Source organism: Ferrovum sp. JA12, assembly GCF_001431705.1.
Lineage (GTDB): Bacteria > Pseudomonadota > Gammaproteobacteria > Burkholderiales > Ferrovaceae > PN-J185.
Window position 1 is genome coordinate 292,142 of sequence record NZ_LJWX01000001.1, and the last position, 26,290, is coordinate 318,431.

The window sequence follows — 26,290 nt, forward strand, 5'->3', positions numbered from 1 at the left end:
AAATGTGTTCAGTGCTTGACATGATTATTCAGCTCGATCAATTTAAGGATGAGAATAAAACGGAACTTTTTTTAGCCATAATTTAGTGGCTTGCCAATAAATGGCAAAAACCACTTTCCATGACATAAGAGGGAAACGCAGTAAAGTGGTCAATAAAGCTTGTTTAGAAAAAGGTTGTTGGCGTAAAACCATGGTTGCATCAATGACTTTATCTTGTTGTTGCCAGTTTTCCATATGTACAAACAAAGTACTGTGTGGCGCTGACAGGCGAAAAAGATAGTTCATTGCCATAGGCAGGAAAGGAGAAACGTGGAACTCTTTGTCGTGCTGTAAGGTATATTTGGTTGTCTTTTTATCACCATCATGAATGGGTAACACATAAATATACTTTTCTAACCAAGGAGTATTACTGACCTCAGCCACCATAGCGCACAGAGCTTGATTGTCTTCATGAAACGCATAGTAAAAACTGACCGGATTAAAACCTAAGCCAAAGTAACGGGGATGAGTGAGTTGTCTGATGGCACCCACATTGGTGATACCAGTGCGTTCAATAATCACTCTTTTCACCTCATCATACAAAGACTTTCCAGGATCCCCTAAATAGTCTCGACGACGCCATTGTAACCAATTAAATTGATTCTTAGAGAAAATCCTATACTGACTCACTAACTGATCTATTTCTTGTAAATCTAAATAGAACATGGATATTTGGTAACTAAAATGGTGAGATACCGGCATGAAGCGCCTGTGCCTGACCCACCCGGTATAAATAGCACTATGCATGATGACAACTCAACAGTGTCTTCACCGCATGTTTTGCGCTCACTACACCGTCCTCATGAAAACCGTTGGCCCACCAAGCGCCACAATAATAAGTATTGTTATGTCCATTTATCAGATGATGCTGGCTTTTCGCCAGCTCTCCAGGGAGCGTAAAAAGAGGATGCTCATACTGTATAGTTTTGATCACTTTACTGGGATCTATGAGATGTGATGCATTTAAGCTGACGCACAACTCCCGATCTACATTCAAATTCTGCAAACGATTCATGTGATAAGTGAGCACAGCAGGCTGATTGCGCTCATTACCCAGTAGATAATTCCAAGATGCCCAGGCACGCCGATTGTTCGGTAATAGCCTTTCATCATAATGCAGCACTGCTTCATTTTGTTGATAGGGGATGGCTGATAATATACGCTCTTCTGCAGAGCTTGGCTCACTCAACAAAGACAAGGCTTGTTGACTATGACAGGCTAACACCACCTTATCAAACTCTTCTGTATAGTTGGCGGTATGAAGAAGAACACTCTGCTCTTGCCGAGTGATACGCTGAACTGGAGTATTGAGACGAATATGACTTACAAAGGGTTGTGTGATTTTTTTGACGTAGTTAAAGGAGCCCCCTGTAATAACTTTCCATTGCGGTTGATCATTGACGGTGAGTAATCCATGGTTGGCAAAGAAGCGAATAAAAAAACGGGCAGGAAATGCGTACATGTCCTTAATCGACGTGGACCAGATGGCAGAGCCCATGGGTAGAATATAAAACTGTTTAAACCAATCGCTAAATTTGAACTGTTCAAGATACTCTCCCAGCGTCAAATCATGGCTCGATTGCTCAAGCCAGAGAGGCGAGTGGCGATTAAAACGCAGAATTTCACCTAACATACTCCAGAACCGAGGATTGAATATATTCTTTCGTTGACTAAATAGGGTATTTATATTGGTTCCCGCATATTCCAATTTATGTTGCGCACTCATCACAGAGAAACTCATGACACTGTTTTCTGTAGCAACGTTGAGCTCCTTTAACAAGTCCACAAAATGGGGATAATTTTTATCGTTATGAACTATAAAACCCGTGTCTACAAAGCATTGTTGTTGAGGCAAGTCTCCCCAACTCACAGGGTGGGTATGGACATGACCACCAATATAATCCTCTTTCTCAAACAGTATAATGTCATGCTCTTTGTGTAAAAGATGACAGGCCATTAACCCTGCTATACCGCTCCCTACAATGGCGATTTTCATTATTTAGTCCAAACTTGAGGGACCATCTTGAGTTTTTCTATGTCGTAACCCCAACTTTTTATATAGCCTTGCATGGTTGCATAATCACTTTGAGAAATAGAGGGGGTGCGTGCCATCACCCATACATAATCACGTTTTTCACGACCCACGATAACCACAGAATAGTCCTCAGCAAGATAGACAATTCTATAATCCGCTTTAATAGGCCAAATGAATTGCATCGCCCATTTAGCGTGACTGGTATCTTGTATAAATGCTTTTCCAGTCATTTTTTTTAGCGGTCCGTTGACTCCGTCCACATGATAAGTAAAAACGGTTTGTACCGTCCCGTCACTATTTAAATGATAGGTCTCAATGGCATTGCTAATATCTTTCTCTAAAAAGGTGGGAATACTAGCAATCACATACCAACTGCCCATAAAACGCTTTAAATCTACTTGCTTCACTGTAGACATAGGTGGGCGTACAACTTGTTGGCAACCGGTGAGCATAAGTAAACCGCTTAACCATAAGGTTAATTTTGATGACATAAGTTTCCTTTATTGAACAAGCTAGAGATCTAGTAATTTCAACATTTGGTGCGCGACGCCAGATACTTTATCGCGCCCTTGGCTGGTTTCACATAACACACGCATCCCCCAAATACAGACCATTAAAGTAGTGGCCAGTTCCTTAGGGGACCCTTTGGTAGAGATTTCACCCAGGCTTATCGCTTCATTGATGGCTGACTCAAACAGCTGCTCCATCTGTAACAGATATTTCTCCACCAATCCCTTGACCTGTTGATCAAGTCTTGAGAGCTCTAACAGAGAGTTCACCAGTAAGCAGCCATGGGGAGAGCTGTTGGTGCTCGCCTCCTCAACCAAGTAATCAAAATAATTAATAATGGCTTGCTTGGGTGAGCGTTGAGCGAGCAACAGCTCAGTGTTAGAGAGTAACTGTTGACCATAACTGTCTATGCACTCTAGAAATAAGGCATCCTTTGAATCAAAAGCTGCATACAAACTTCCTGGTTGCAATTTTGTGGAAGCAATAAGATCTGTCATGCGTGTCGCGTAAAAACCCAGATCCCAAAAAGTTTTAGCAGCTTTATCGATGACCTCTTGACGTTTAAATTGTGCGTGTCTGCCCATATTGCATCCAAATTATTTTCTCTCATCACTAGTTTAATGTTTTTTATCTTCAAATCAAAGAGTTGAATAAAAAACAAGATAGGCGTATAGTTGAATCAACATTCAAAAAAGGAGTAATCATGAGTCTTCTCAACAACGCACTTAATGAATATAAAAACAACGTGAAAGAGAAAGTTCCTGCCGAAGTGTGGCAGAAAATGATCGCGGCCACCGAAGCTTTAAACAAAGCAGATTTGGTTAAAAACGCTCTTAAAACAGGGGACATCTTCCCTGACTTTAGTCTTAAAAATCAGCATGGTGAAGCGCGTCGCTTCGCTGATTACCTAGCCACCGGCCCTGTCATCCTAAATATTTATCGTGGTGGTTGGTGCCCTTACTGTAACCTCGAAATGAAGGCATTCCATGACATATTGCCTGAGATCACAGCACGAGGAGCACAATTGGTGGGAATGTCTCCTGAAACCCCAGAACATGCACAAGACACCGCTCAAAAAGCGGACATCAACATTGATATTTTAAGTGATGTAGGTAACACGGTAAGTCGCCAACTAGGGTTAGTGTTTACTCTTGCAGAAGAACTTAAACCCATCTATCAACAGTTCGGTATTGATATCCCTGCATTCAATGGTGACAATACCTTCACCTTACCAATGCCGGCCACCTATCTTATTGATCAATCAGGGAAAGTTCTCTATCACTTCATTGACGCTGACTATACCTTAAGGCAAGAACCAAAAGAGTTAATTGCTTTAATCCCATCCCGTTAATTGTCTTGAGACTGAGGAACCCTTCACGAAATTAGCACTCTTACAACAGGAGTGCTAAAATATCTTTAATAGATTTTTTGTGGAGGGTTTTATTAATGAGTGAAACTTTAGTGTTGCCCATCCCTGCCCTTAACCTGGCTGGGAGTCTTGAGCAATATATACAGACTGTATCTCGTTTTCCTCTCTTATCCAGTGAAGAGGAAACCTCACTGGGCCGTCGTTTACGCGATCACAATGACTTAAATGCCGCCCAACAGCTGATCCTCTCTCATCTTCGCTTAGTAGTATCCATTGCCCGCCAATACAACGGTTATGGCTTACCTCAAGCTGACTTAATCCAAGAAGGCAATATTGGTTTAATGAAGGCCGTTAGGCGCTTTGACCCAGAACGCGGAGTCAGGTTAGTTTCCTTCGCTATGCATTGGATTAAAGCCGAAATTCATGAGTATGTTTTAAAAAACTGGCGCCTGGTTAAAATTGCTACGACTAAGGCGCAACGCAAACTCTTTTTTGGCCTGAGAAGCCTTAAACCAGGTTTTGGTTCTCTGTCTGCAAAGGAAACGGCAGAGGTAGCGCGTCAACTTGGGGTTCGCCCTGAGGATGTCAGCGAAATGGAAATGCGCTTGAGCGGTCAAGACATTTCTCTTGAACCGCAAGAGGACTCCGAAGAACAACAGTATGCTCCCATCGCTTATCTCACCGACGACTCGCTGGAACCTGTGGAACAAATGAGCCAAAGGGAACAAGAAAGATTATCCAGTGATGGGTTAGGCGCAGCGCTGTCTCAACTCGACGAGCGCAGTCGAAGAATTATTTCAGCACGCTGGCTTCAGGATGAAGATCATCACGGCGCTACCCTCCATGATTTAGCCAATGAGTTTGGGGTGTCCGCTGAGCGCATTCGTCAAATTGAGCAACGAGCATTAGCCAAACTTAAAACCTCTCTTTCCACTAACCTTTAACTATGAGTCATTACACTTGTACCATCGAGGATTTGCATGCCACGGTTCACTTAGGCGTGCATGCCTTTGAAAAAACAGGGCCCCAGGATATATTGGTGAACGTCACCCTCACCATTCCTTTTCAAGCCATGAGGAAAATCAAACAATTATCGGATACGGTAGACTACGAACCTATTCGGGATTTTATTCAAGGCTGGTCAAAAAAAGAGCACGTGGAACTTATCGAACATTTACTTCATGATCTGGTGGACTTTTGTTTTAATGATCAACGGGTGGCCCACGTGGCTGCATCCATTAAGAAAACCGCTGTATTTAGTGAAGTGGATGGGGTAGGGATAGGCGTGAGCACCACTCGCTCTGACTGGCAACACTTGCAAGGCGCCCGGGAAATAACCTAAAAGCTACAGGTAATAAGGTTAAAAGGAACGTCATCATTGTAAACGTTTCCTCTGGTACTCACTCCCAACTGTAGAAAGCGGATATTCAGCATATACTTATTGGCACTAATTTCGGGGGTACACGCCAACGACTCATCTAGCTGAACGCGCAGTAATTTGGCCTCGGCCCCCACTCTGGCTTGCTGAAAAGCCCCTTTTACAGCAGTTAAAGATTGCGACTTGCCACTATCCTTAAGTAAGGATAATTGTACTTGCATGGCTTGCCAAGTACTTTCCATAGGGCCAATCCAATTAAGTAATTCTTGCCGTCTTGTCTGAGCGTGTTGCATGAGCCAATAGTGGTAGGGGGGAGCGTCAAAATCGCACAATCCACCTGGAATAGTGGATCGTTGTTTCACTGACATTAACCATTCGTGATTACGTAAATACTCGCCAAACTTTCCTTTAGTTTGCTGGCAGTTATTAACCGCTAACTCTAACTCAGCCAAGGTTTTTTCAAGAGGCTCTTGATCTACTTTAGGGTTATCTCGTAAGACAATGAGAGCCTGCCTTTGTCTTTCCAGAGCCATTATTAAATCAGACTTAATGTCATCACGGACGGTAATATCCAACACCTCAAACAAGGTCATTAAGGCTGCATGGTGAGCATTAGGATTATCCTGTCCCACGTAACTGTAAAGACGATCAAAGAGGTGCGTCAGCTTTAATAGCATACGAATTTGAGCGTTAAGGGGATAATCGTAAGTAATCACATGCATCTCTTTTTTATCACAGGCCTAAGTTTCTGTTACCCTAAATTGATTGGTAAGTTGATGTTATATTTCTTCCTGTGAGCGATGAAGTGCCAAATGACGGTAACGTTGATCCAGTTGTTTCACCACAGGCTCTAGTAAACTCAGTGAGCCTGAGTTATCAATCACATCATCAGCCACTCTAAGACGGGTTTTTCTATCAGTTTGGGCTGCCATAATTGCCCTCACCGCATCAGGGTTCATATCAGGACGTAAACTGGCTCGCTCAATTTGAGCTGACTCCTCACAGTCTACCACCAACACACGGGAAATAATTGGCCGATAGGTACCTACTTCAATTAACAAAGGGACTACCAATAGGATATAAGGCTCAGTAGCCTGTTCAATCACCTTGTTCACTGCCTCACGTATACGACCATGTAAAATAGCCTCAAGTTTTTTTCTGGCGGGAGGGTGATTAAATACATAATCACGCATGGCTTGGCGATTAAGACTACCATCGTCGTTAATAAACTCTTCGCCAAACTTAGCTTCAATCTCACCCATAGCACCGCCGTGAGGGCCGGTAAGCTGATGGGAAATAGCGTCTGTATCTACCACGCAGGCACCTAAATCAGCAAACATTTTAGCCACAGTGGATTTGCCTGAGCCGATTCCACCGGTCATTCCGATTATATAATGTTTCATAGTCTCCCCCAACCTTAGTGACTTTGCTTTAATAAAATAAGATATCCCGCCACAGCCAAAAATGGACCAAAAGGTAATGCCATTGTAAGACTTTTACGACGCCACCACATAAGAAACAACCCCACCACAAGACCCATAGATGAGGACAATAACAAGACAAGTGGTAAAGCTTGCCAACCCAGCCAAGCGCCCAAAGCTGCTAATAATTTAAAGTCACCCTGCCCCATACCTTGACGCTGAGTCAATAGAAAATAACCGGTTTTAATCAGCCATGGCAAGGAGTATCCCATTACTGCCCCCCATAATGCATCATGTAAGGATACTCCACCCACACCAAAATCATGAATCATTAAGCCTAACCACAATAAGGGTAAGGTTAGCAGATCTGGTAACAACCAGGTCTTGAGATCTATCAAGAACAATAACAACAGCGTCCAGGTGAGAATCAAAGTTAGCCATGCCCAGTCTTTGTTAGGTAGCATATAAAAATCAAAGCAAGTGATCAAGGTACAAACAAGTCCTACAAACAATTCTCGCCATTTACTGAGAGCTACTTTATTTCTATCAGGCTGAATACGCTCTGCGTAGTAATGAGCAAAACGGTAAATCATCCATCCCATGACAAAACCAAGAAGACCTAAAAAAGCTAAGGCATCAATCAATGAGATATTATCTCTAGTCATTTAAACTTCGCTGCTTCGCAGATAAGATAGGGTTAGTTTGTAATCTCACCGTTTTCACCATGCGGTCTTGTGTTTGAATAATCTCCACTGGATAACCGTCAATTTTCAAGGCAGTGCCAGGCTCCGGAATATCCTCCAGTGTCTCTAAAATCAACCCATTGAGGGTTCGGGGACCCTCTAAATGAAAACGGGTATTGAGTTTACGATTTAAATCACGTAAAGAACAGGATCCGTCAACAAGATAAACCCCCTTTTCTTCCTCAGTGAAGTAACTGTTTTGATGAGGTAATTGACTACTAAACTCACCGACAATTTCCTCAAGGATATCCTCCACCGACACCAATCCCTGTAACTCTCCGTACTCATCCACTACCAAAGCTATTTTACGCCGGTTCTCTTGAAAATTATTTAGCTGAGTAAAAAGTGGCGTATTCTCAGGCACAAAATAAGGCGGGTCGGTAATGGCTTTAATCGCCTCAATACTTATTGGTTCCTGATGAACTTGATTAAATAATTTACGTACATGCAAGACTCCTAGCACTGCGTCTGGATCACCATCATAAATCAATTGCAAGGTATGGTTGGAGGTAGATAATTGCTGTTCAATTAACTCTAGCGGAGAGGATAGATCTATCCCCTCAATATGACTTCTGGGTATCATCACATCCTTAACCATTACGTCTGTTAAGTTAAATAAATTCATTAAAATATGATGGTGCTTTTGTGGAATAAAACGGCTACCTTCTAATACCATTACTCTTAGTTCTTCTAGGGTCACTCCTGCATTCAAATTGTTTTGCTTAGGCTTTAAACCTGTCATAGTTAACAAAGCTTGAACAAATAAATTAACAAACCAAACAATGGGATAACACAAGCGCAACAAGGGTACTAGAATATAACTCACATGGAGAGCGATTGTCTCTGAATAAGCTGCTCCTAAAATTTTGGGTGTAATTTCAGAAAAAATTAAAATAGCCAAGGTGACAAGAATGGTACCGATAGTTAAGGCAACCTCACCCCTACCTAGCAATCGGACTGTTAAAACAGTCACAATGGCTGCGGAAGCTGCATTAATAAAATTGTTACCTAAGAGTAGAACGCCTAATAAACGGTCTGTGTGCTCAAGTAACTCTTGGGTGAGTTTAGCGCCATGATGGCCCTGCTCAACCCAATACTTAAGACGAAAGCGATTAAGAGCCATCATGCTGGTTTCAGCCATTGAGAAAAAACCAGACAATACCAGTAGAACAGCTAAGACGCTAAGTAGCACCCCTATAGGGACATCATCCAAGATTAAAATTCGCTAATAAAAACAAGACGTTAGTATGTTACAGATTGGACTTTACTGTCAAGATCGATGTAACAGTACCTCAAGTACAAACTTACTTCCCACGTAGGCCAAAACCAACATGATAAAACCTGATTCAACGAATAAAGCCGCACGCCTACCACGCCAGCCGTAGTTAAGACGCCCCACCATTAACACCGCATAGATCAACCATGAGAGAAAGGAGAAAACCACCTTATGGCTAAGCACGAGGGGTTTACCAAAAATGTTCTCGGAAAAAAAGATACCGCTAATTAAGGTCCCCGTTAAAAATATAAATCCTATCCATAACATCTGAAACAAAATTGCATCCATGGCCACAAGAGAAGGCCAGCGAGCAATATGGGTCAAGGTCTTGGATAAAATACGTTTCTCTAGCACACGAATAAATAAAGCGTGTATGGTGGCAATACCAAACAAACTATAGGCCATGAGTGAGACCATCACATGTACTTTAAAAGCCAATCCACTATAGTTAACCGCCTTCTCTTCAGTAAAGATTAATGGCGCTAACACACCAGGAATGGCCAGAAACAAAATAACGGGGCGTAACAACCCCATTTGATGGCGAAAGCTAATTAACCAATACATGGCAACAGTGGTGGCTGCGATGAGCGACAAGCTGGGCCCTATAGAAAAATCCAATCGATTATTGACTACAACGCTCTGGTGCAGTAGCTGAATGTGAATAAGCCAAGCCACTAATAGAAAAATTCGCGTAGAGCGCTCCCGGCGCTCAATATGTTCAGGCTTTACCCCTATTTCATTAAAACTGGACCAATCTCTAATACCTAGCATGAGATAGAGGAAAGCAGTGATAAAATAATAGCTATATTCGGATATCATCATAGTAATAGTTTACCATTATCAGCCTCAAGGATTGTTGAGATTATGCTAGATCAACTAACAGATCGCCTCACTGGCGTCATTAAAACACTGCGTGGCCAAGCCCGCCTAACGGAAAGCAACATTCAAGATACGCTCAGAGAAGTGCGTATCGCCCTCCTGGAAGCGGATGTGGCTTTACCGGTAGTTAAACATTTTATCGAAGAAGTGAAAACCAAGGCTCTCGGTCAATCGGTCATGACAAGCCTGACCCCAGGGCAGGCATTAATTGCCGTGGTCCATGAGGAGCTCACTAAGTTAATGGGGGAGTCGAGTGTCGGCTTGTCCCTCTTAACCCAACCCCCAGCTGTCATCTTAATGGCTGGGTTACAGGGCTCTGGAAAAACCACCTCAAGCGGCAAACTGGCCAAATGGCTGAAGGAACAAGATAAGAAAAAAGTATTGTTGGTTAGTTGTGATGTTTACCGTCCTGCTGCCATTGAACAACTTAAAATTCTTGCGCACAGCCTTGAAGTGGATTTTTTTGACTCCGCTGCCAGTGAGTCCCCGGTGGCCATTGCAGAAAAAGCCTTGGACTTTGCTCGCCGTCATTTTTTTGATGTCTTAATTGTCGACACGGCAGGACGCCTCGCTGTGGATGAAGTATTAATGGCAGAAATAAAAGCGTTGCATCAGAGCTTAAACCCCATTGAAACGCTATTTGTGGTGGATGCCATGCAAGGTCAGGATGCCGTTAATACCGCTAAAGCCTTTGGTGAAGCATTACCACTCACCGGTATTGTGGTTACCAAGCTCGATGGCGATGCCCGAGGCGGAGTGGCTTTATCTGTGAAGGAAGTGACACAAAAGCCTATTAAGTTCATCGGAACGGGGGAAAAGCTAACCGGGCTTGAGGTATTTCATCCAGACCGCATCGCTTCTCGCATTCTAGGTATGGGGGATGTGCTGTCTTTAATTGAGGATGCTCAGCGTCACGTTGATCACGTTGAGGCTGAAAAACTAGCCAATAAAATTAAAAAAGGCCTAGACTTTGATTTGGAGGATTTTAAGGCCCAATTAATTCAAATGAAAAAAGCCGGCGGACTCTCCGCCATGATGGACAAACTTCCCGCACAACTGACTAAAAATATACCGCAACAAGGGCCTGTGGATGACAAAGCCATGAACCGTATTGAGGGAATCATTAACAGCATGACTCAGCAAGAAAGACGGTTTCCAGCCATCATTAAGGCCTCCAGAAAGAAGAGAATTGCAGCAGGATCTGGGGTCAGCGTACAAGAAGTTAACCGACTTCTTAATCAGTTTGAGCAAATGCAAAAAATGATGAAGATGATGTCTCGTGGCGGGTTAAGCAAAATGATGCGGGGCATGAAAGGGATGATTCCAGGCTTAAGAGGTTAGGGCTTTTTGAACACCGTCTCTTTACCACTTAATAATTTACGTATATTACTATGGTGATGGGCCAGTAATAATACAGCTAACACGAATACTGTCCAACGTTGAACAGAAGCGGGTGAGAGCCATAGGCTTAATACTGGCGCCACCACTAAGGCAGTCAAAGCAGAGAGAGAGGAAATTCTCGAAAAGATTATCATGAATAGCCATGATAAAAAAGTCAAAGCTCCTAAAAGAGGGTTGAGAGCTAACAAGATCCCTAAGGCAGTAGCCACTCCTTTTCCCCCTTTAAAGCCAAAGAAAATGGGGTAGCCGTGACCGATAAATACAGCCAGCGCCGCGATATCCTCAAGGGCGTTCAAGTGGTGAGGGGAAACAACATGGTTAGTAAGCCATACTGCCAGCCATCCTTTTAACGCATCCCCAAACAGTACCAGTAAAGCTGCTAGTTTATTACCACCACGCAACATATTGGTTGCACCTGGGTTTTTAGACCCAAAGGAGCGAGGATCAGGAAGCCCCATAGCACGACTGACGATGACTGCAAAAGAGAGTGAACCCAGAACATAGGAAAATAAAATGGTAACGATAATCAAGGTCATGGTGTGTTCTCTTCCTTAAACATTTATCCACGCGGATGATGCTGTTGGTGTAGTTGTTTTAACCGCTCACGGGCCACGTGAGTGTATATTTGTGTTGTCGAAATATCCGCATGCCCCAGTAACAGCTGTACCACTCTTAAATCGGCTCCATGATTAACCAAATGCGTAGCAAAGGCATGCCGAAGTGTATGGGGCGAAAGAGGCGTCATGATACCTGCTTTTTTAGCGTATTGCTTAATTAAATACCAAAAACCCTGACGGGTCATCGGTTCTTGGCGGTGATTAATAAACAAGGTTTCGTGAGGTCGTTGCTGCAACAGTTGCGGGCGCGACTCATGCACATATTGTTGACACCAACGATTAGCCTCCATGCCGATAGGCACCAGCCGCTCCTTCCCTCCTTTACCGTTAACACGCACCACTCCTGCATCAAAACTTATTCTGGCTAACGTTAAGCTAATCAATTCAGAAACACGTAATCCGCTGGCGTACAATAGTTCAAGCATGGCTCTGTCTCGCAGACCCAAGGGCGTATTGACGTCAGGGGCTTCAAGCAATGACTCCACCTGGGCTTCACTGAGTGTCTTAGGAAGACTTCTGGGTAACTTGGGTGAGTCCACGTTTAAGGTAGGATCGCTAACTATTTGACCATCACGCACTGCTCGTCTGAAATAACGTCTCAAGCTTGATAAGGCTCTGGCTGAAGAGCGTGCAGAACTGTGTTTTATTAAAAATAAATAAGAAAACCAAGCGGTGATATGATGCTGAGCCACCTCATTCAGGGAGGTGTTGGGATGGTGTGTTTCTAACCAGCGTTGAAACTGGACCAAATCTCGGCGGTAACTATCTAAGGTATTTTGCGACAGCCCCTCTTCTAACCAGAGGCCATCGCAAAATTGATCTATCAGTTGACGCTCGTTAGTGCTAATGGCTTATTCAGCTGTATTTTTTTGTGTCACGGCTGCCGCGGGACTTTGACGTGTAGCTAATTTTTCACGGATACGTGCTGACTTACCTGAACGGCTACGCAGATAATACAACTTTGCGCGACGCACATCACCGCGACGTTTCACTTCAATACTAGCAATTAAAGGAGAATAAGTTTGAAAGGTTCTTTCAACACCTTCCCCTGAGGAGACTTTACGTACAATAAAGGAAGAATTTAATCCACGGTTACGAATAGCAATCACTACCCCTTCGAAGGCCTGTACTCGTTTTCTTTCACCTTCAACCACGTTTACGCTCACCACTACGGTGTCACCTGGAGCAAAATCAGGAATATTTTTCCCAAGACGTTGCATTTCTTCCTGTTCTAATTGTTGAATCAAATTCATCTTACTGCTCCTTATTTAATTGTTGAGCGATTAAGCTCTCTACAATTTTTTTATCATCCCCAGAAAGAGGTTGGTGTGCCAACATATCTGGGCGCTTTTGCCATGTTTTAATCACCGCCTGCTCATGACGCCAACGCTCTATTTGAGCATGGTGCCCTGATAACAACACAGGAGGTACTGCCATATCCTCAAACACCTCTGGCCTGGTGTAATGAGGGGTATCTAACCAATGCCCGACAAAGGACTCTTGCTCAGCTGAGCGACTATCTCCCAGCACCCCTGGTAAATGACGCAATACGGCATCCATTAGTACCAAGGCCGGCAATTCCCCACCGGAGAGTACATACTCACCGATTGAAATCTCTTCATCCACGTAACGATCGATTAATCGTTGATCAACGCCCTCGTAACGGGCACTTAATAAAATCAACCCCGCTCCCAGACTCAGATCAACCGCCTTTTGGTGAGTTAATAGTGCCCCTTGAGGGCTTAAAAAAATCACTTTTGGCGAATCAATACATTGATCAGCTTGGTGTTTTTTGGCTGCTTGGATAGCCTCTTTCAACGGCTGAGCAAGCATCACCATTCCAGGCCCACCACCATAAGGACGATCATCAACAGTCCGATACGGGTCATGGGTAAAATCTCTAGGGTTCCAAGTTTTAAGCTGCCAAAGATTATTTTCCTTGGCACGACCTGTCACACCATATTGTGCCGCCTGCTCTATGAGATCCGGGAAAAGTGTAATGACATCTATCTGAAACGACATCAGTAATCCACTCCCCAATCCACAACAATACGTTGTTGGGCAACATTCACTTCTATGACAATCGGCTCAACAAAGGGTATTAACCTTTCGGTTTGAGCTTGCCTAACCACCAAAAGATCTTGCGCACCTGTTTCAAGTAATCGGGTGACTTGTCCTAAAGGCTGCCCCTCAATATTGTAAACATTCAGACCAATCATATCAGTCCAGTAAAGCTCGTCTTCATCGGGCTCTGGGAGTAATTGCCGAGGAATCAAAATAAGTTGCCCTCTTTCTAAGGCAATTCGATCTCGATCAGCAATGCTATGTAACCTCGCTACTAAGCCATTTCCGTGAACACGACATTCCGCCACTGATTCCTCATGACAATTGTCCTCAGAACCAATCCACCAAGCAGAAAACTGAGTTAAGGAATTCACGTCCTCCGTAAAGGCAACAACATGAAAGCCTCCTTTCACTCCGTAGGGGGCTCCTATACGCCCCATTACCACCCACTTAGGCAGCGGCAACCCCAGCTTTTGGAACTAACTTAATAAGTTTTTCAACAGCATCAGACGCTTGTGCGCCATGGCTTTTCCAATAATTAACACGAGCCAGATCAAGCCTTAACCCATCAGCGGCTTCCGGGCGAGCGGGATTGTAAAAACCCACACGCTCAATAAATCTGCCATCGCGGCGATTGCGAGAATCGGCCACTACCACATTATAGAAAGGGCGATTTTTAGCGCCTCCTCTAGATAAACGAATTACAACCATGTCATCACCTATTGGGTTTTGGTTAACTTAAACATAAGTAAACCAATTAAAAATACAGAAAAGCCTTTTATTATAGACAATTTTTCAAGAAAATTCAAATACATGTCTTGACGCAACTTCGTAGCCCCTAGCACTCTGTTTAAAGAGTATCGTTGTTCGGCTTACAGGGGACTAAAAGTTATCTCGCTATGGGTCTTGATGGATTTGCAACCCACTCACTCCAAGATCCAGGATACAGTTTTAATGCGGGAGTCATTCCAGCGTAATGCATGGCTAACCAGTTATGGCAGGCACTGACTCCAGACCCACATTGATGAATGATCTGACGATTTGGGGAAGGCTCAAGGAGCCTACCAAATTCCTGTTGTAGTTTTTGCGGAAGCTTAAAACATTTAGACTCATCCAAGTTATCTGTAAAGGGGCGATTAATGGCTCCGGGTATATGCCCAGCCCTAGGATCAATACTCTCATTTTCCCCTCTAAACCGATCACTTGACCTAGCATCCATTAAAAGATGATATTGGCTGTTGAGATTTTTCTCAATCTCATCCACCCCTATCACCCACTCTTGTCGAGGTTCGCCTGTAAAATGACCTGGGCTAACCTGAGGGAGCTCTGGCGTTAACTCACCGCCCACCCTCACCCAAGACTCGATACCGCCATTTAATATTGCAGCCTGATCAAAACCGAGCCATTTCAGGCTCCACCACAACCGCGCGGCAAAACATCCTCCCGCATCATCATAGGCCACCACACGGGCGTTCTGATTGATGCCCAACTGCCTGAACAAAGCTTGTAAATGATCAGGGTGAGGCAGCGGATGACGGCCATTAGTCCCTGTTTTAACCCCTGATAGGTCACGATCTAAGTGCACGAAACGGGCACCAGGTAAATGATTGTCCAAATACTGCTGATACCCCCAATCTGGCTTTGTGAGTTGATATCGGCAATCAATAATGATCCATTTCTCGTGGTCTAAAAGTAATTCTTGGGCATTTAATACAGGATTCATCATTATTGTTTACTCCATCGCTCTTTTATTGGTTAACCAACTCGCCGAAATGCCTGATGAAATAACTATGGCTACTCCTACCCAGGCCCCAGTACTTAACCATTCTTTGAAAAATATAACTCCCATCACAGCTGAAATAACAATGGTGGCATAGGCAAGGTTTGCTACTAATAAAGTTTTTCCCAAACGATAAGCTCGTGTCATCGTTAACTGTCCCAAAGTAGCTGCCACCCCTACACCAACTAAGATTCCTAAATGCTGTTTAACCACTTGCCAAGACTGCGGCACAGCGTTGCCCAGAGGAAAAAACATAACCAGCGCCATCACCACAGAAGAAAAGGCAGAAAAATAAAATACCACTCGCCATTCAGGCTCACCCTTTTGACCCATGGTACGCACCACCAAATAAGAAACGCCCGCCCCAAAGCCTGACAATAACCCCATTAACGCAGCAAACCACTGATTATCGTTAATATGCGGTTTTAAAATAAACACTACTCCAACAAAACCTAATAACAATACAAACAGTAACAAAGGATTGAGCTTCTCTCGAGCAATAACAGTGAGTAATAGAGCTAAAAATAAAGGGGATGTGTAATTTAATGTAATCGCGGTTGCCAAGGGTAAATGTGAAATAGCATAAAAAAATAGCCATAAAGATATTAATCCTGCGGCACTACGGACGATGTGTAAAGGCCAATAAGGAGTCAGTAAGGAACGTTTTTCTACTAACACAGACATACCGATGAAGATAAACCCAACAATAGAGCGATAAAACACCAATTCTGCGGAACTAAAATAGTTGGCGCCAAATTTGACCAATAAGCCCATACAAGAAAAACTAACCCCCGCCACCAGCATCCATCCTGCACCAAGACGAGGAAAGAGGTTCATCATTGAAGACTATAGGCGAGGAGACACATGACGCCTGATGAACTCATGGAAGTGTTGCATACCGTCCTCCATGGGTGATTGATAGGGGCCTGCGTCATCTAAGCCACGAGCGATTAAAGCTTTACGACCCTCAGACATGCGCAAGCAAATCTCGTCATCCTCTAGGGCTGTCTCAAAATAAGCTTTTTGCTGTGCTTCAACAAATTCTCTTTCAAATAAAACTATCTCTTCAGGGTAATAGAATTCAATCATATTCGTGCATCGTTCAGGACCATCAGGCCATACGGTACTGACTACCAGTACGTTGGGGTACCATTCAACCATAATATTTGGATAAATCACCATCCAAATCGCGCCAAAGGATGGATCTTGGTTTTGGTTATAACGTCGCACTACATCGTGCCAAGAGCGATAGACATCACTGCCTGGTTTTAACAAGTGATCCTTGACCCCTACTGTTTGCACGCTAAACCAATCTCCATATTGCCACTTTAATTGATCGCAATTCACAAATCCGGATAAACCAGGATGAAATGGCACCACATGGTAGTCTTCCAAGTAAACTTCAATAAAAGTTTTCCAGTTAAAATGATGGTGAGCGGTTTTAACGCTATCTAACATATAGCCATTGAAATTAAGTTCTTTATTGACCATGCAATGTTGAAGCTCTTTTTTTACATCAAAACCGTCAAAAAGCAGCCCATTCCAGGATGTCAATGGTGAGCTGTCAAGATTCAAACAGGGTTTTCCAGGAAAATGAGGCGCTCCAGCAAGTTGACCTTGTAAATCATAAGTCCAGCGGTGTAGAGGACAGACGATATTTTGCGCGTTGCCGCGACCGTCTAGCATGAGTGCTTGACGATGCCGGCAAACGTTAGATAATAACCGTAGCTCCTGTTCATCATTAACCAATAACTGGCCATTTTGACGCCAAGGTAGCACATAGTAATCGCCTTGATTAGGCACTAATAATTCATGACCCACATAGCGCGGTCCATGGGCAAAAATCGACTTTGCTTCTATTTCAGCTACTAAAGGGTCGGAATACCAACGCACAGGTAACTGTGACGTAGCAGAAGCAAGTTCAATCACTGATCCCAATTTAGACATAGCCACACCCTCCCGGGAAACAAAGAATGCAGAGTTAATAAAAACACCCATTACCCTTTAAAAATCAAAGGTTAGCCAAGCATTCTAACCCCCCCTCCTAAAACAGGCAAGAGACATTTATTGGCTAACGAATGACATATATAAAATGGGTCATGTACAAATAAGGATTAAGCCATGGCGAAGGAAGAACAAGTAGACTATCATTAAGAGAATATTGCTAACCATTTTGCTAATAATAAACACTACATGACCAGTCAAACCAAATCAACCTTAACCTATGAGGATGCCATCAAAGAGCTTGAGTCTTTACTCTCACAGCTAGAAGGCGGACAGCTCCCTTTGGAACAGGCCATTGAAACTTATCGACGTGGCGCTGAGCTAATCCGTTTTTGTCAGGAACAATTAAAAGAAGCTGAGCAAAAAGTCTTAATCCTAACCCATGGTGAACTTAACGAGTTTGAAAATGGATCATCCTCTTCCTGATTTTGACAATTGGTCAGCGGGTTGCATCAATCTGGTTAATCAATTTCTCGAGACTCACCTCCCTGCCCCAGAATTAGAACCTCAAGAACTACATCAGGCAATGCGCTATGCTGTTCTTGGAGCTGGTAAACGTATTCGCCCATTACTATGTTTTGCCAGTGGCCAGATTACTCAAGCAAACATCCATGATTTGTGTGTGGCCTCTGGTGCCATAGAACTCATTCATGCTTATTCTTTAGTGCATGATGATATGCCTGCCATGGATAATGATGTACTCAGACGGGGCCAACCCACCTGCCACGTCAAATTTGGCGAAGCCATTGCGCTTCTTGCTGGCGATACACTACAGACTTTAGCCTTTGAATGGTTAAGTCATGCCAATAACAATGCTGAAAAACAGTTACAGTTAATTCGTCTACTCGCCCAAGCATCAGGCTCCCTTGGTATGGGAGGGGGGCAGGCTATTGATTTACTTCATGTTAATCAACCGATAGATATACAGCTTCTTGAGAAGATGCATAAAATGAAAACAGGCGCGTTAATTGAGACTTCAATTCTGATAGGCGCCCATTGCGGACAAGCGCTCCAAGAAAGTCAATATAAACAACTCAGCGTCATCGGACAGAATTTAGGCCTTATTTTCCAAATTAAAGATGACTTACTAGATGCCCAGAGTGACTCCATCACGCTTGGAAAAACAGCTGGCAAGGATGCGGCTCGCAACAAACCCACTTATGTGAGTATAATGGGTGTGGAAGAAGCGCAGCGTTTGCTAGAGCGACTTGCTCGTGACACCTACTTATTAATTGAGCAATTAGGTGATTCTGCCCGTTATCTAATGCAACTGAGCCAACTATTTGTTCAACGCCAACATTAACTCATGACAACCTTTACGCCTACGCCACTTTTAGATACTGTCAATTGGCCTCATCAACTACGTGCACTGGGGCGAGAGCAATTAACTGATTTAACAAAAGAATTAAGACAGTTCGTTTTAGAATCTGTAGCTTCCACTGGCGGCCATCTATCCAGCAATCTTGGCACTATCGAACTCACCGTGGCATTACATTGGGTATTTAATACACCAGATGATCGCTTAATCTTCGATGTTGGCCATCAAACCTATGCGCACAAGATTCTCACTGGGCGTCGTGAGGGCATGAAACAACTGCGTATCAAAGGAGGAATGTCTGGCTTTCCAAAACGCAGTGAGAGTGAATATGATGCTTTTGGTACTGCTCACTCGAGCACTTCCATCAGCGCCGCCTTAGGTATGGCTACAGCCTTTAAACAGCTCGGTTTATCAAGAAAAGTGGTGGCCGTTATTGGTGATGGAGCACTCACTGGTGGCATGGCTTTTGAAGCCATGAACAATGCGCGCAATACAGGCTCTGACTTAATTGTTATTTTAAACGACAATGAAATGTCGATCTCGAGGCCCGTGGGAGCTCTGAGCAATTATTTGGCACGTATCATGTCAGGCCGAGTCTATAACAGCGTCAGAAAACAAAGTGAAAAAGTGTTAGGAGTGGCTCCCCCTATATTAGAAATGGCCAAACGCTGGGAAGAACATTTTAAAGGTTTTATGAATCCTCCCGCCACACTCTTTGAAGAATTTGGTTTTAACTATATTGGTCCCATTGACGGCCATAATTTAGACACTTTGGTATCCACTCTGACTAATGTAAAACGCCTCTCTGGACCGCAGTTCTTGCATATTATTACTAAAAAAGGCAAAGGCTATGAGCCGGCCGAATTAGACCCTATTCTCTATCATGGGGTGACCCCCTTTGATCCTGCCGTTGGCATTACCCAACAACCCAGTACTAAACTCTCTTATACACAAATTTTTGGTGAGTGGTTATGCGATATGGCTGAGCATGACAGCCGGCTGGTGGGCATTACTCCCGCCATGTGTGAGGGATCGGGTTTAGTGGAGTTTTCCAAGCAATATCCTGAGCGTTATTTTGATGTAGGTATTGCTGAACAGCATGCGCTCACTTTCGCTGCCGGCCTTGCTGCAGAAGGGTTAAAACCCATAGTGGCAATCTACTCAACCTTTTTACAAAGGGCCTATGATCAACTGATTCATGACATCGCCCTACAGAATTTACCTGTCACCTTCGCCATTGATCGGGCGGGTTTAGTGGGGGCCGATGGCGCCACTCATTGTGGCAGCTTTGATTTAACCTACCTGCGTTGCCTACCAAACATGGTAGTCATGGCTCCTGCCGATGAAAATGAATGCCGAAAAATGCTGACTACTGCCTATTATCACCAAGGACCTGCGGCCGTGCGTTACCCTAGAGGTAGCGGGCCAGGAGAAAAGATTGTCAAAGATTTTGAAACCTTGGAAATTGGTCGTGCAGAGATACGTCGTCAAGGTAAATATGTGGTAATACTGGCCTTTGGGTCAGTGTTAGGCCCAGCACTACAGGCTGGCCAAGAACTTAACGCGACGGTGGTAAATATGCGTTTTATTAAGCCACTAGATGAATCCTTAATCTTAGCTATGGCGCTAAATCATCAACTTCTTGTAACCGTTGAGGAAAACGTCATCCAAGGAGGAGCAGGAAGTGCCATTGCTGAAGTATTAGCAACCCATGCTCTAGCCATCCCACTACTACAGCTAGGATTACCTGATAAATGGATAGACCAAGGCGATCCTAAATTACTTTTACAGGAAGTCGGTCTTGATGCCAAAGGTCTACTCAACGCAATTGAGGCCAGACTATCCTCACTACAATTACGGCGAAGTGGAACTTAACGTGGGTAAAACACCTCAAACAAATATCAGTCCACTTGGAGACATTATGAACGCCCCTGATAACCATCTTATTCCCGATATCCAATCAACAGCTGATACACGTCAGATTGCCATTGATCGTGTTGGGATAAAAGGTATCCGTCATCCTATTAGAGTGTCCGATCGTGAATTAGGCGATGCACAAAATACCATTGCCTCTTTTAATATGTACGTACACTTACCACAGCATTTTAAAGGGACACACATGTCTCGCTTTGTGGAAATACTTAATCGCGAAGGACGAGAAATTTCAGTGACCTCCTTTGGCGCGATGCTCCAAGAAATGGTGGAGCGCCTTGACGCACAGGCCGGCCATATTGAAATGCAATTTCCTTATTTTGTGAATAAAACAGCTCCTGTCTCAGGAGTTCGCTCGTTAATCGATTACGATGTGACCTTTATTGGAGAAATTCACGAAGGGCAAGTCACTTTCACCATGAAAGTACTGGTGCCCGTTACCTCCCTTTGCCCTTGCTCGAAAGAAATCTCTGATTATGGTGCCCATAACCAACGCTCCCATGTCACGATCACAGCACGCCTAAATCGTTTCATGTGGATCGAGGAAGTGATACGAGTCGCTGAGGAATCTGCCTCTTGTGAGCTCTTTGGTTTATTAAAACGACCCGATGAGAAATGGGTGACTGAACGCGCCTACGATAATCCTAAGTTTGTAGAAGATATGGTTCGTGACATTGCTCACCGATTAAATCAAGAACCTAGAATTGATCACTATATTGTGGAATCAGAAAACTTTGAATCCATTCATAATCATTCTGCTTACGCACTCATTGAAAGAGACAAAATTAAGCATCCTGTTACTTCCCTTTAGGGTTGTTCCAAGTATCTCTTAAACTCACAGCTCGATTAAAAATTGGGCTGTGTGGTTGACTATCCACCTCATCAAGACAAAAGTAGCCCAGACGTTCAAACTGAAAGGATTGTCCAGCTTGCGTATTAAAAAGCTGAGGCTCCACCAGTGAGTCTTTTAGAACAATGAGTGAATCGGGATTCAGGGCTTGCTCATAGTTCTCTAAAACACCAGGATTAGGGTCTTTGAATAAGCGATCAAACAGTCGAATCTCCGCTTTCAATGCTTGTGAAGGTGACAACCAATGAATATTACCTTTTACTTTGACGGTATCAGCACCGGGTGTACCACTTTTTGTTTCAGGTAAATACTCAGCATGAATAGTGAGTAACTCTCCAGTGTGAGGATCTACATCAAACCCGGTGCAACGAATCACATAAGCGTAACGCAAACGAACCTCAGAGCCTGGAGTGAGCCTAAAGAATCCTTTTACGGGTTGCTGCATGAAATCATCCCGTTCGATCACAAGCTCACGGGTAAATAGCAGTTCACGCTTCCCCCATTCTGGATAATGGGGATGATTAGGAGCAAGACACACCTCACTCATTCCCTCAGGATAATTATCAATAATTAATTTTACGGGATGTAATACAGCCACTCTTCTGGGAGCGTTGAGATTCAAGTCCTCTCTCAAACAATCCTCAAGAACCGTCACATCAATTAAGCTTTCCGCTTTGGAAACACCAATTCTCTCGCAAAAAGTACGGATTGATCCTGGGCTGTAACCACGTCGTTTAAGCCCCGCTAAAGTTGGCATACGTGGATCATCCCAGCCCGACACATGCCCTTGATTAACGAGATCTAACAGCTTGCGTTTACTCATCATGGTGAATGTCAAATTTAACCTAGAGAACTCATATTGATGAGGCTCAGAGGGAATATCGGCGTGCTGAATTACCCAATCATAAAGAGGTCTATGGTCCTCAAACTCAAGGGTGCAGATGGAATGGGTAATGGATTCTAAAGCATCAGAAATCGCATGGGCATAATCATACATTGGATAAATACACCAAGCATTACCGGTACGCCAATGTGCCGCATGTCGAATACGATAGATAATTGGGTCGCGTAAATTCATATTAGGCGATGCCATATCTATTTTTAAACGTAAAACATGTTCTCCATCTTGGTATGTGCCTGCGCGCATAGCGCGAAATAGCGTTAAATTATCGGCGATACTTCTCTCACGAAAAGGGCTGTTTTTTCCAGGAGAGGTCAATGTTCCTCGATACTCTCTAATGTGCTCTGCGCTAAGACTGTCCACATAGGCAAGCTCTCTGTTAATAAGCGACTCAGCAATAGCATAGCAACGCTCAAAATAATCAGAGGCATAATATAAGTGGGAGCCCCAATCAAAGCCTAGCCAACGTACCGTATCAATGATGGAGTCTACATACTCTGTATCTTCTTTAGTCGGGTTGGTATCATCAAAACGTAAATGACATTGTCCCTCAAAATCTCGAGCAAGACCAAAGTTTAAGCAAATGGATTTGGCATGACCAATATGTAGGTAACCATTCGGTTCAGGAGGAAACCTGGTCGCAACACGACCTGAAGTTTGATTATGTTTTAAGTCTTCCTCAATAATCTGACGTATAAAGTTGGCAGCCATATAACTCGATAAAAAATGGAATAGTGCTAGTTTAAGCCCTAGTGCTCAAGCACTCAAGTTGAAAAAGGTAATTGTTTACAACAAATTCTTTGAAAAGTATTTTTAGGTTTTTATTCACGGAGAGTAAAATAATCTTCATTACCATTTAGGAACACCCTATGACTTCTACGCCTGAGTTTGTTCAAAACACCATTGCTATGGTGTATGACTTTGATGGCACACTGTGCCCGCAACCTATGCAGGAGTATACCGTATTACCCAAACTCGGAATTCAACCCGAGGAATTTTGGCGGTGGGTAGAGGAAGACGCGAAACAGACTGGGGGAGAGAAAATGCTGGTTTATATGCGTTTATTGTTGGAGGAAGCTAATAACCGACGGGTTTATATCAGCCGCGATGATTTTCGTAAAATGGGTAAAGATATTGAATACTTCCCTGGTGTACAAGAATGGTTTTCTAAAATCAATCAATACGTTAAACGCCAAAGCCAAGGTAGCGTGACGATTCAGCACTACATTATTTCCGCCGGAATGAAAGAAATTTTAGAGGGTATTTCTATCCGTAAGTTTTTTAAGCAAATCTACGCTTCAGAATACCATTTCAACTTTCAGGGTCTCGCCACATTTCCCAAACAACTCATTACAGACACCACTAAAACCCAATATCTCTTTCGTGTTAATAAAGGAAAAGAAGCCTTAGAGGAATCAATTAATGAACACATGCCAGAGTGGCTACGACCCATTCCTTTTGAAAATATTATTTATATCGGTGATGGCATGACTGATGTGCCAAGTATGGCGCTTACTAAAAAAAACGGTGGGCATACTATTGCCGTGTATCCAAGTGAAGACGCCCAGGATCAAGCTACTTGCATTAAGCTACTGAAAGCCAAACGGGTGGATTTTATCGCCCCCGCTAACTATCAAAAAGACAGCCCCCTCTTTCACCGTGTGCAATTACTACTAAATAAAATTCTTAGCTCTATGGCCTATCAACAGGAGGTATTTACCAGTCAACTCCATTACGGCATTGTAGACCATGACTAAGCACCCCCTTTGGCAAACAACACTATTCAGTCAGTATCTACATAATAACCTGTTTGATATTCAGGTTATTGATGAATTACCCTCCAGTAACGATTATTTATTAACAGCTCTCAAACAACAGACTATTCATTCTCCTACCTGTATCCTCGCTCTCAATCAAACCCATGGCCGCGCTCGTCAAGGGAAAACTTGGCTCTCTGACACAGAGCAGTCCCTGACTTTTTCTGTGAATTATTTATTTCATTTACCGCTTCCTCTCACCACTGCTCTTCCTCTTGTGATTGCCCTCGCCCTATGCGATGTTCTAAACCTACTTGAGGTGTCCGAGGTTAAAATTAAGTGGCCTAACGATCTGCTGAGACAACATAAAAAACTGGCGGGAATTTTAGTGGAATGCGCCAACTATACAGAGGATTCCTGTCAGTTAGTAATAGGGGTCGGGATAAATGTAGGTAATAACTCCACTCTTCAACAGTCCGTTGATCAACCGTTAGAAAATTGTTCAAATGCCTCAGGAATAGCTCCTCCTCGAGAAAAGTTACTGGCCTTAATACTTAACCAATTGAGTCTTTATTTAACACAATTTGAACAATCTGGCTTTGCACACTTTAAAAAACGCTATTTAGCGCATTGCGTTCACTATCAAGAGAGTATTGAATTAATTATGCCCAATGACGCTTCACTGATCGGCGTGCATGAGGATATATTAGATAATGGTGCGATTGTTATAGGCCATCAAAGTGGTCAATCTATTGTGCATTCAGGTGAAGTGAGCCTGCGGAGATTATCTTGAAGCTAGCACTAGATATTGGTAATACATTTATTAAATGGGGATTAAGGCATGACGGAGCATGGCTCAATCAAGGAAGTATCCCCACCCAAGACATACACTTGGTGTTGCCTCTTCTTAACTCTTATCATCCACAAGCCTTGTATGTTGCCAATGTCTCCAGTAAACGCTTCAACCAGCGACTCCATGAGATGAGTGCCCCATTAAAAATAGCGACTTTCTATTTAACGGGAGAGAGTCAGCTTGCCCCACTCATTAACTGCTATGACAAGCCTCAAGAGCTTGGGGTGGACAGATGGTTATCTTTATTTGCCGCAAGACAGCGACTACAGGGCTCAGTATTAGTGGTGAACTCAGGAACAGCCACCACCATAGATGCCCTCAATCATGATCACCGATTTCTAGGAGGAATCATTATCCCAGGCCTGACCATGATGACTAGAGCACTTCACGTGGGTACAGCCAATCTGCCCTGGGTCACGGGGAAGGCCGACACGTGGCCTAAGAATAGCGCCAACGCCCTCACGCGCGGCGCCATTGACGCCACAGTGGGAGCCATTATGGAGCGCCATAAACAATTCATCAAAGAGTCCGATGGATCGTCCATTTCATTAATTCTTAGCGGTGGCAACGCTCCTCTAATCAGCCCACACTTATCCCTCCCCCATCAAGGCGTGGAACATCTCACGTTACAAGGTTTGGGATATTATATAGATCAGCATTCTTAAAGAAGGATTTCTGGAATTATAAACGGCGAATTCTGGAGAGTAATTGAGTGGTTGATCGATCATACTCGAAAGGTACAGAATAGACACTACCGCCGTGGGCTTTTACTAAATCGGCTCCTACTATTTTATCCACACTCCAATCTCCCCCTTTAACCAATACATCGGGCAGGATATCTTCGATTCGCCTAAGAGGGGTGTCTTCCTCAAACCAAGTCACAAGACTCACCGCTTCCAAGGAGGCCACAACGGCCAAACGATCTTGCAAAGAATTAATAGGGCGATCCTCTCCTTTACCCAGTCGTTTAACAGATTGATCACTGTTAAGAGCTACCACGAGAGAAGCACCCAAGGATCTTGCTTGCGCCAAATAAGTTACATGACCGCGATGGAGGATATCAAACACCCCATTGGTAAATACCAGTGGTCGCGATAACAACTTAATACGCTCAATACATTGCCCAGGAGAGACAATTTTCTGTTCAAAAAAAACCATATCAG

At 43.6% G+C, this 26,290-nt stretch carries 31 protein-coding genes; 11 read left to right on the top strand and 20 right to left on the bottom strand.

Annotation, left to right across the window (positions count from 1 at the left end; all coding sequences use genetic code 11):
* Positions 1-42: 42 nt before the first annotated feature.
* Genes FERRO_RS01650 through FERRO_RS01665 form a run of 4 tightly spaced genes read right to left on the bottom strand, consistent with a single transcriptional unit; the run spans position 43 to position 3,168 of the window.
* A complete protein-coding gene (locus FERRO_RS01650; RefSeq protein WP_056929131.1) occupies positions 43-786 on the bottom strand; it encodes a DUF1365 domain-containing protein in 744 nt (247 codons plus the stop codon).
* A complete protein-coding gene (locus tag FERRO_RS01655) occupies positions 779-2,035 on the bottom strand; it encodes an NAD(P)/FAD-dependent oxidoreductase (RefSeq protein ID WP_056929132.1) in 1,257 nt (418 codons plus the stop codon). Before FERRO_RS01655 ends, FERRO_RS01650 begins: the two co-directional genes overlap by 8 nt.
* Entirely contained in the window at positions 2,035-2,565 is a 531-nt protein-coding gene (locus tag FERRO_RS01660; RefSeq protein ID WP_056929133.1) for a lipocalin family protein, read from the bottom strand. The genes FERRO_RS01655 and FERRO_RS01660 overlap by 1 nt, the downstream gene beginning before the upstream one ends.
* A 21-nt stretch (positions 2,566-2,586) precedes the next feature.
* The gene (locus tag FERRO_RS01665) at positions 2,587-3,168 is read right to left on the bottom strand and encodes a TetR/AcrR family transcriptional regulator (protein ID WP_056929134.1); all 582 of its coding nucleotides are present in this window, start codon (positions 3,166-3,168) and stop codon (positions 2,587-2,589) included.
* 119 nt (positions 3,169-3,287) lie between these two features.
* Here FERRO_RS01665 and FERRO_RS01670 point away from each other — a divergent pair, with 119 nt between their 5' ends.
* The 3 genes from FERRO_RS01670 (at position 3,288) to FERRO_RS01680 (ending at position 5,295) form a co-directional block, all read left to right on the top strand.
* Complete coding sequence (locus FERRO_RS01670) at positions 3,288-3,935, top strand: peroxiredoxin-like family protein (protein WP_056929135.1); 648 nt, start codon at positions 3,288-3,290, stop codon at positions 3,933-3,935.
* Positions 3,936-4,030: 95 nt separating this feature from the next.
* Positions 4,031-4,897: an RNA polymerase sigma factor RpoH gene (rpoH, locus tag FERRO_RS01675; RefSeq protein WP_056929136.1), complete on the top strand. Its 867-nt coding sequence runs from the start codon at positions 4,031-4,033 to the stop codon at positions 4,895-4,897.
* A gap of 2 nt (positions 4,898-4,899) precedes the next feature.
* Positions 4,900-5,295 (top strand): dihydroneopterin aldolase, encoded by a 396-nt coding sequence (locus FERRO_RS01680; RefSeq protein WP_056929137.1) that lies wholly within the window; start codon positions 4,900-4,902, stop codon positions 5,293-5,295.
* Here the strand turns inward: FERRO_RS01680 and zapD are convergent.
* The 5 genes from zapD to FERRO_RS01705 all read right to left on the bottom strand — a co-directional run bounded on the left by zapD (position 5,292) and on the right by FERRO_RS01705 (position 9,593).
* Positions 5,292-6,047 carry a cell division protein ZapD gene (gene zapD, locus FERRO_RS01685; protein ID WP_160318081.1) on the bottom strand — a complete coding sequence of 252 codons (756 nt, stop codon included), beginning with the start codon at positions 6,045-6,047 and terminating at the stop codon, positions 5,292-5,294. The two genes, FERRO_RS01680 and zapD, sit on opposite strands and share 4 nt — an antisense overlap.
* A 63-nt stretch (positions 6,048-6,110) precedes the next feature.
* A complete protein-coding gene (coaE, locus tag FERRO_RS01690) occupies positions 6,111-6,734 on the bottom strand; it encodes a dephospho-CoA kinase (RefSeq protein WP_056929139.1) in 624 nt (207 codons plus the stop codon).
* Positions 6,735-6,748: 14 nt separating this feature from the next.
* Complete coding sequence (locus FERRO_RS01695) at positions 6,749-7,417, bottom strand: prepilin peptidase (protein WP_056929140.1); 669 nt, start codon at positions 7,415-7,417, stop codon at positions 6,749-6,751.
* Complete coding sequence (locus FERRO_RS01700) at positions 7,410-8,708, bottom strand: HlyC/CorC family transporter (RefSeq protein ID WP_056929141.1); 1,299 nt, start codon at positions 8,706-8,708, stop codon at positions 7,410-7,412. The genes FERRO_RS01695 and FERRO_RS01700 overlap by 8 nt, the downstream gene beginning before the upstream one ends.
* A 57-nt stretch (positions 8,709-8,765) precedes the next feature.
* Positions 8,766-9,593: a cytochrome C assembly family protein gene (locus tag FERRO_RS01705; protein ID WP_056929142.1), complete on the bottom strand. Its 828-nt coding sequence runs from the start codon at positions 9,591-9,593 to the stop codon at positions 8,766-8,768.
* 42 nt (positions 9,594-9,635) lie between these two features.
* On the opposite strand from FERRO_RS01705, the gene ffh reads away from it, so the two are divergent.
* Positions 9,636-10,991: a signal recognition particle protein gene (gene ffh / locus FERRO_RS01710; RefSeq protein ID WP_056929143.1), complete on the top strand. Its 1,356-nt coding sequence runs from the start codon at positions 9,636-9,638 to the stop codon at positions 10,989-10,991.
* Here ffh and plsY read toward each other — a convergent pair.
* From plsY to FERRO_RS01755, 9 genes are all read right to left on the bottom strand, one after another.
* Positions 10,988-11,587 carry a glycerol-3-phosphate 1-O-acyltransferase PlsY gene (gene plsY, locus FERRO_RS01715; protein ID WP_056929144.1) on the bottom strand — a complete coding sequence of 200 codons (600 nt, stop codon included), beginning with the start codon at positions 11,585-11,587 and terminating at the stop codon, positions 10,988-10,990. The two genes, ffh and plsY, sit on opposite strands and share 4 nt — an antisense overlap.
* Positions 11,588-11,610: 23 nt before the next feature.
* Positions 11,611-12,516, bottom strand: coding sequence for a site-specific tyrosine recombinase XerD (xerD, locus tag FERRO_RS01720; protein ID WP_056929145.1), 906 nt, complete (start codon positions 12,514-12,516; stop codon positions 11,611-11,613).
* Positions 12,517-12,519: 3 nt separating this feature from the next.
* A complete protein-coding gene (rplS, locus tag FERRO_RS01725) occupies positions 12,520-12,921 on the bottom strand; it encodes a 50S ribosomal protein L19 (protein WP_056929146.1) in 402 nt (133 codons plus the stop codon).
* Position 12,922: 1 nt separating this feature from the next.
* Entirely contained in the window at positions 12,923-13,690 is a 768-nt protein-coding gene (trmD, locus tag FERRO_RS01730; protein ID WP_056929147.1) for a tRNA (guanosine(37)-N1)-methyltransferase TrmD, read from the bottom strand.
* Positions 13,690-14,172 (bottom strand): ribosome maturation factor RimM, encoded by a 483-nt coding sequence (gene rimM / locus FERRO_RS01735; protein WP_056929148.1) that lies wholly within the window; start codon positions 14,170-14,172, stop codon positions 13,690-13,692. The genes trmD and rimM overlap by 1 nt, the downstream gene beginning before the upstream one ends.
* Before the next feature lie 10 nt (positions 14,173-14,182).
* The gene (rpsP, locus tag FERRO_RS01740) at positions 14,183-14,443 is read right to left on the bottom strand and encodes a 30S ribosomal protein S16 (RefSeq protein ID WP_056929149.1); all 261 of its coding nucleotides are present in this window, start codon (positions 14,441-14,443) and stop codon (positions 14,183-14,185) included.
* A 178-nt stretch (positions 14,444-14,621) separates the two neighbouring features.
* Positions 14,622-15,458, bottom strand: a complete 837-nt coding sequence (locus tag FERRO_RS10075) for a sulfurtransferase (protein ID WP_152975681.1) — start codon at positions 15,456-15,458, stop codon at positions 14,622-14,624.
* A gap of 6 nt (positions 15,459-15,464) precedes the next feature.
* Positions 15,465-16,352 carry a DMT family transporter gene (locus tag FERRO_RS10080; protein ID WP_056929150.1) on the bottom strand — a complete coding sequence of 296 codons (888 nt, stop codon included), beginning with the start codon at positions 16,350-16,352 and terminating at the stop codon, positions 15,465-15,467.
* 6 nt (positions 16,353-16,358) lie between these two features.
* Entirely contained in the window at positions 16,359-17,459 is a 1,101-nt protein-coding gene (locus FERRO_RS01755; protein ID WP_056929767.1) for an aromatic ring-hydroxylating oxygenase subunit alpha, read from the bottom strand.
* A 246-nt stretch (positions 17,460-17,705) separates the two neighbouring features.
* On the opposite strand from FERRO_RS01755, the gene xseB reads away from it, so the two are divergent.
* The 4 genes from xseB to folE2 are packed head-to-tail and all read left to right on the top strand — an operon-like array spanning position 17,706 to position 21,577.
* A complete protein-coding gene (gene xseB, locus FERRO_RS01760; RefSeq protein ID WP_056929151.1) occupies positions 17,706-17,942 on the top strand; it encodes an exodeoxyribonuclease VII small subunit in 237 nt (78 codons plus the stop codon).
* Positions 17,923-18,819 carry a polyprenyl synthetase family protein gene (locus FERRO_RS01765; protein ID WP_056929152.1) on the top strand — a complete coding sequence of 299 codons (897 nt, stop codon included), beginning with the start codon at positions 17,923-17,925 and terminating at the stop codon, positions 18,817-18,819. The genes xseB and FERRO_RS01765 overlap by 20 nt, the downstream gene beginning before the upstream one ends.
* 3 nt (positions 18,820-18,822) lie before the next feature.
* On the top strand, positions 18,823-20,709 hold the full coding sequence (dxs, locus tag FERRO_RS01770) for a 1-deoxy-D-xylulose-5-phosphate synthase (protein WP_056929153.1): 1,887 nt from the start codon (positions 18,823-18,825) through the stop codon (positions 20,707-20,709).
* Positions 20,710-20,755: 46 nt separating this feature from the next.
* The gene (folE2, locus tag FERRO_RS01775) at positions 20,756-21,577 is read left to right on the top strand and encodes a GTP cyclohydrolase FolE2 (RefSeq protein WP_056929154.1); all 822 of its coding nucleotides are present in this window, start codon (positions 20,756-20,758) and stop codon (positions 21,575-21,577) included.
* Here the strand turns inward: folE2 and FERRO_RS01780 are convergent.
* Positions 21,564-23,228 carry a glutamine--tRNA ligase/YqeY domain fusion protein gene (locus FERRO_RS01780; protein WP_056929155.1) on the bottom strand — a complete coding sequence of 555 codons (1,665 nt, stop codon included), beginning with the start codon at positions 23,226-23,228 and terminating at the stop codon, positions 21,564-21,566. The genes folE2 and FERRO_RS01780 overlap by 14 nt on opposite strands.
* A gap of 158 nt (positions 23,229-23,386) precedes the next feature.
* On the opposite strand from FERRO_RS01780, the gene FERRO_RS01785 reads away from it, so the two are divergent.
* The 3 genes from FERRO_RS01785 to FERRO_RS01795 are packed head-to-tail and all read left to right on the top strand — an operon-like array spanning position 23,387 to position 25,792.
* Positions 23,387-24,274, top strand: coding sequence for a haloacid dehalogenase-like hydrolase (locus FERRO_RS01785; RefSeq protein ID WP_056929156.1), 888 nt, complete (start codon positions 23,387-23,389; stop codon positions 24,272-24,274).
* A complete protein-coding gene (locus tag FERRO_RS01790) occupies positions 24,267-25,067 on the top strand; it encodes a biotin--[acetyl-CoA-carboxylase] ligase (protein ID WP_056929157.1) in 801 nt (266 codons plus the stop codon). Before FERRO_RS01785 ends, FERRO_RS01790 begins: the two co-directional genes overlap by 8 nt.
* On the top strand, positions 25,064-25,792 hold the full coding sequence (locus FERRO_RS01795; RefSeq protein ID WP_056929158.1) for a type III pantothenate kinase: 729 nt from the start codon (positions 25,064-25,066) through the stop codon (positions 25,790-25,792). The genes FERRO_RS01790 and FERRO_RS01795 overlap by 4 nt, the downstream gene beginning before the upstream one ends.
* 16 nt (positions 25,793-25,808) lie before the next feature.
* Here the strand turns inward: FERRO_RS01795 and rfaE2 are convergent, their stop codons facing one another.
* The gene (gene rfaE2 / locus FERRO_RS01800) at positions 25,809-26,285 is read right to left on the bottom strand and encodes a D-glycero-beta-D-manno-heptose 1-phosphate adenylyltransferase (protein ID WP_056929159.1); all 477 of its coding nucleotides are present in this window, start codon (positions 26,283-26,285) and stop codon (positions 25,809-25,811) included.
* Between the last annotated feature and the right edge of the window lie 5 nt (positions 26,286-26,290).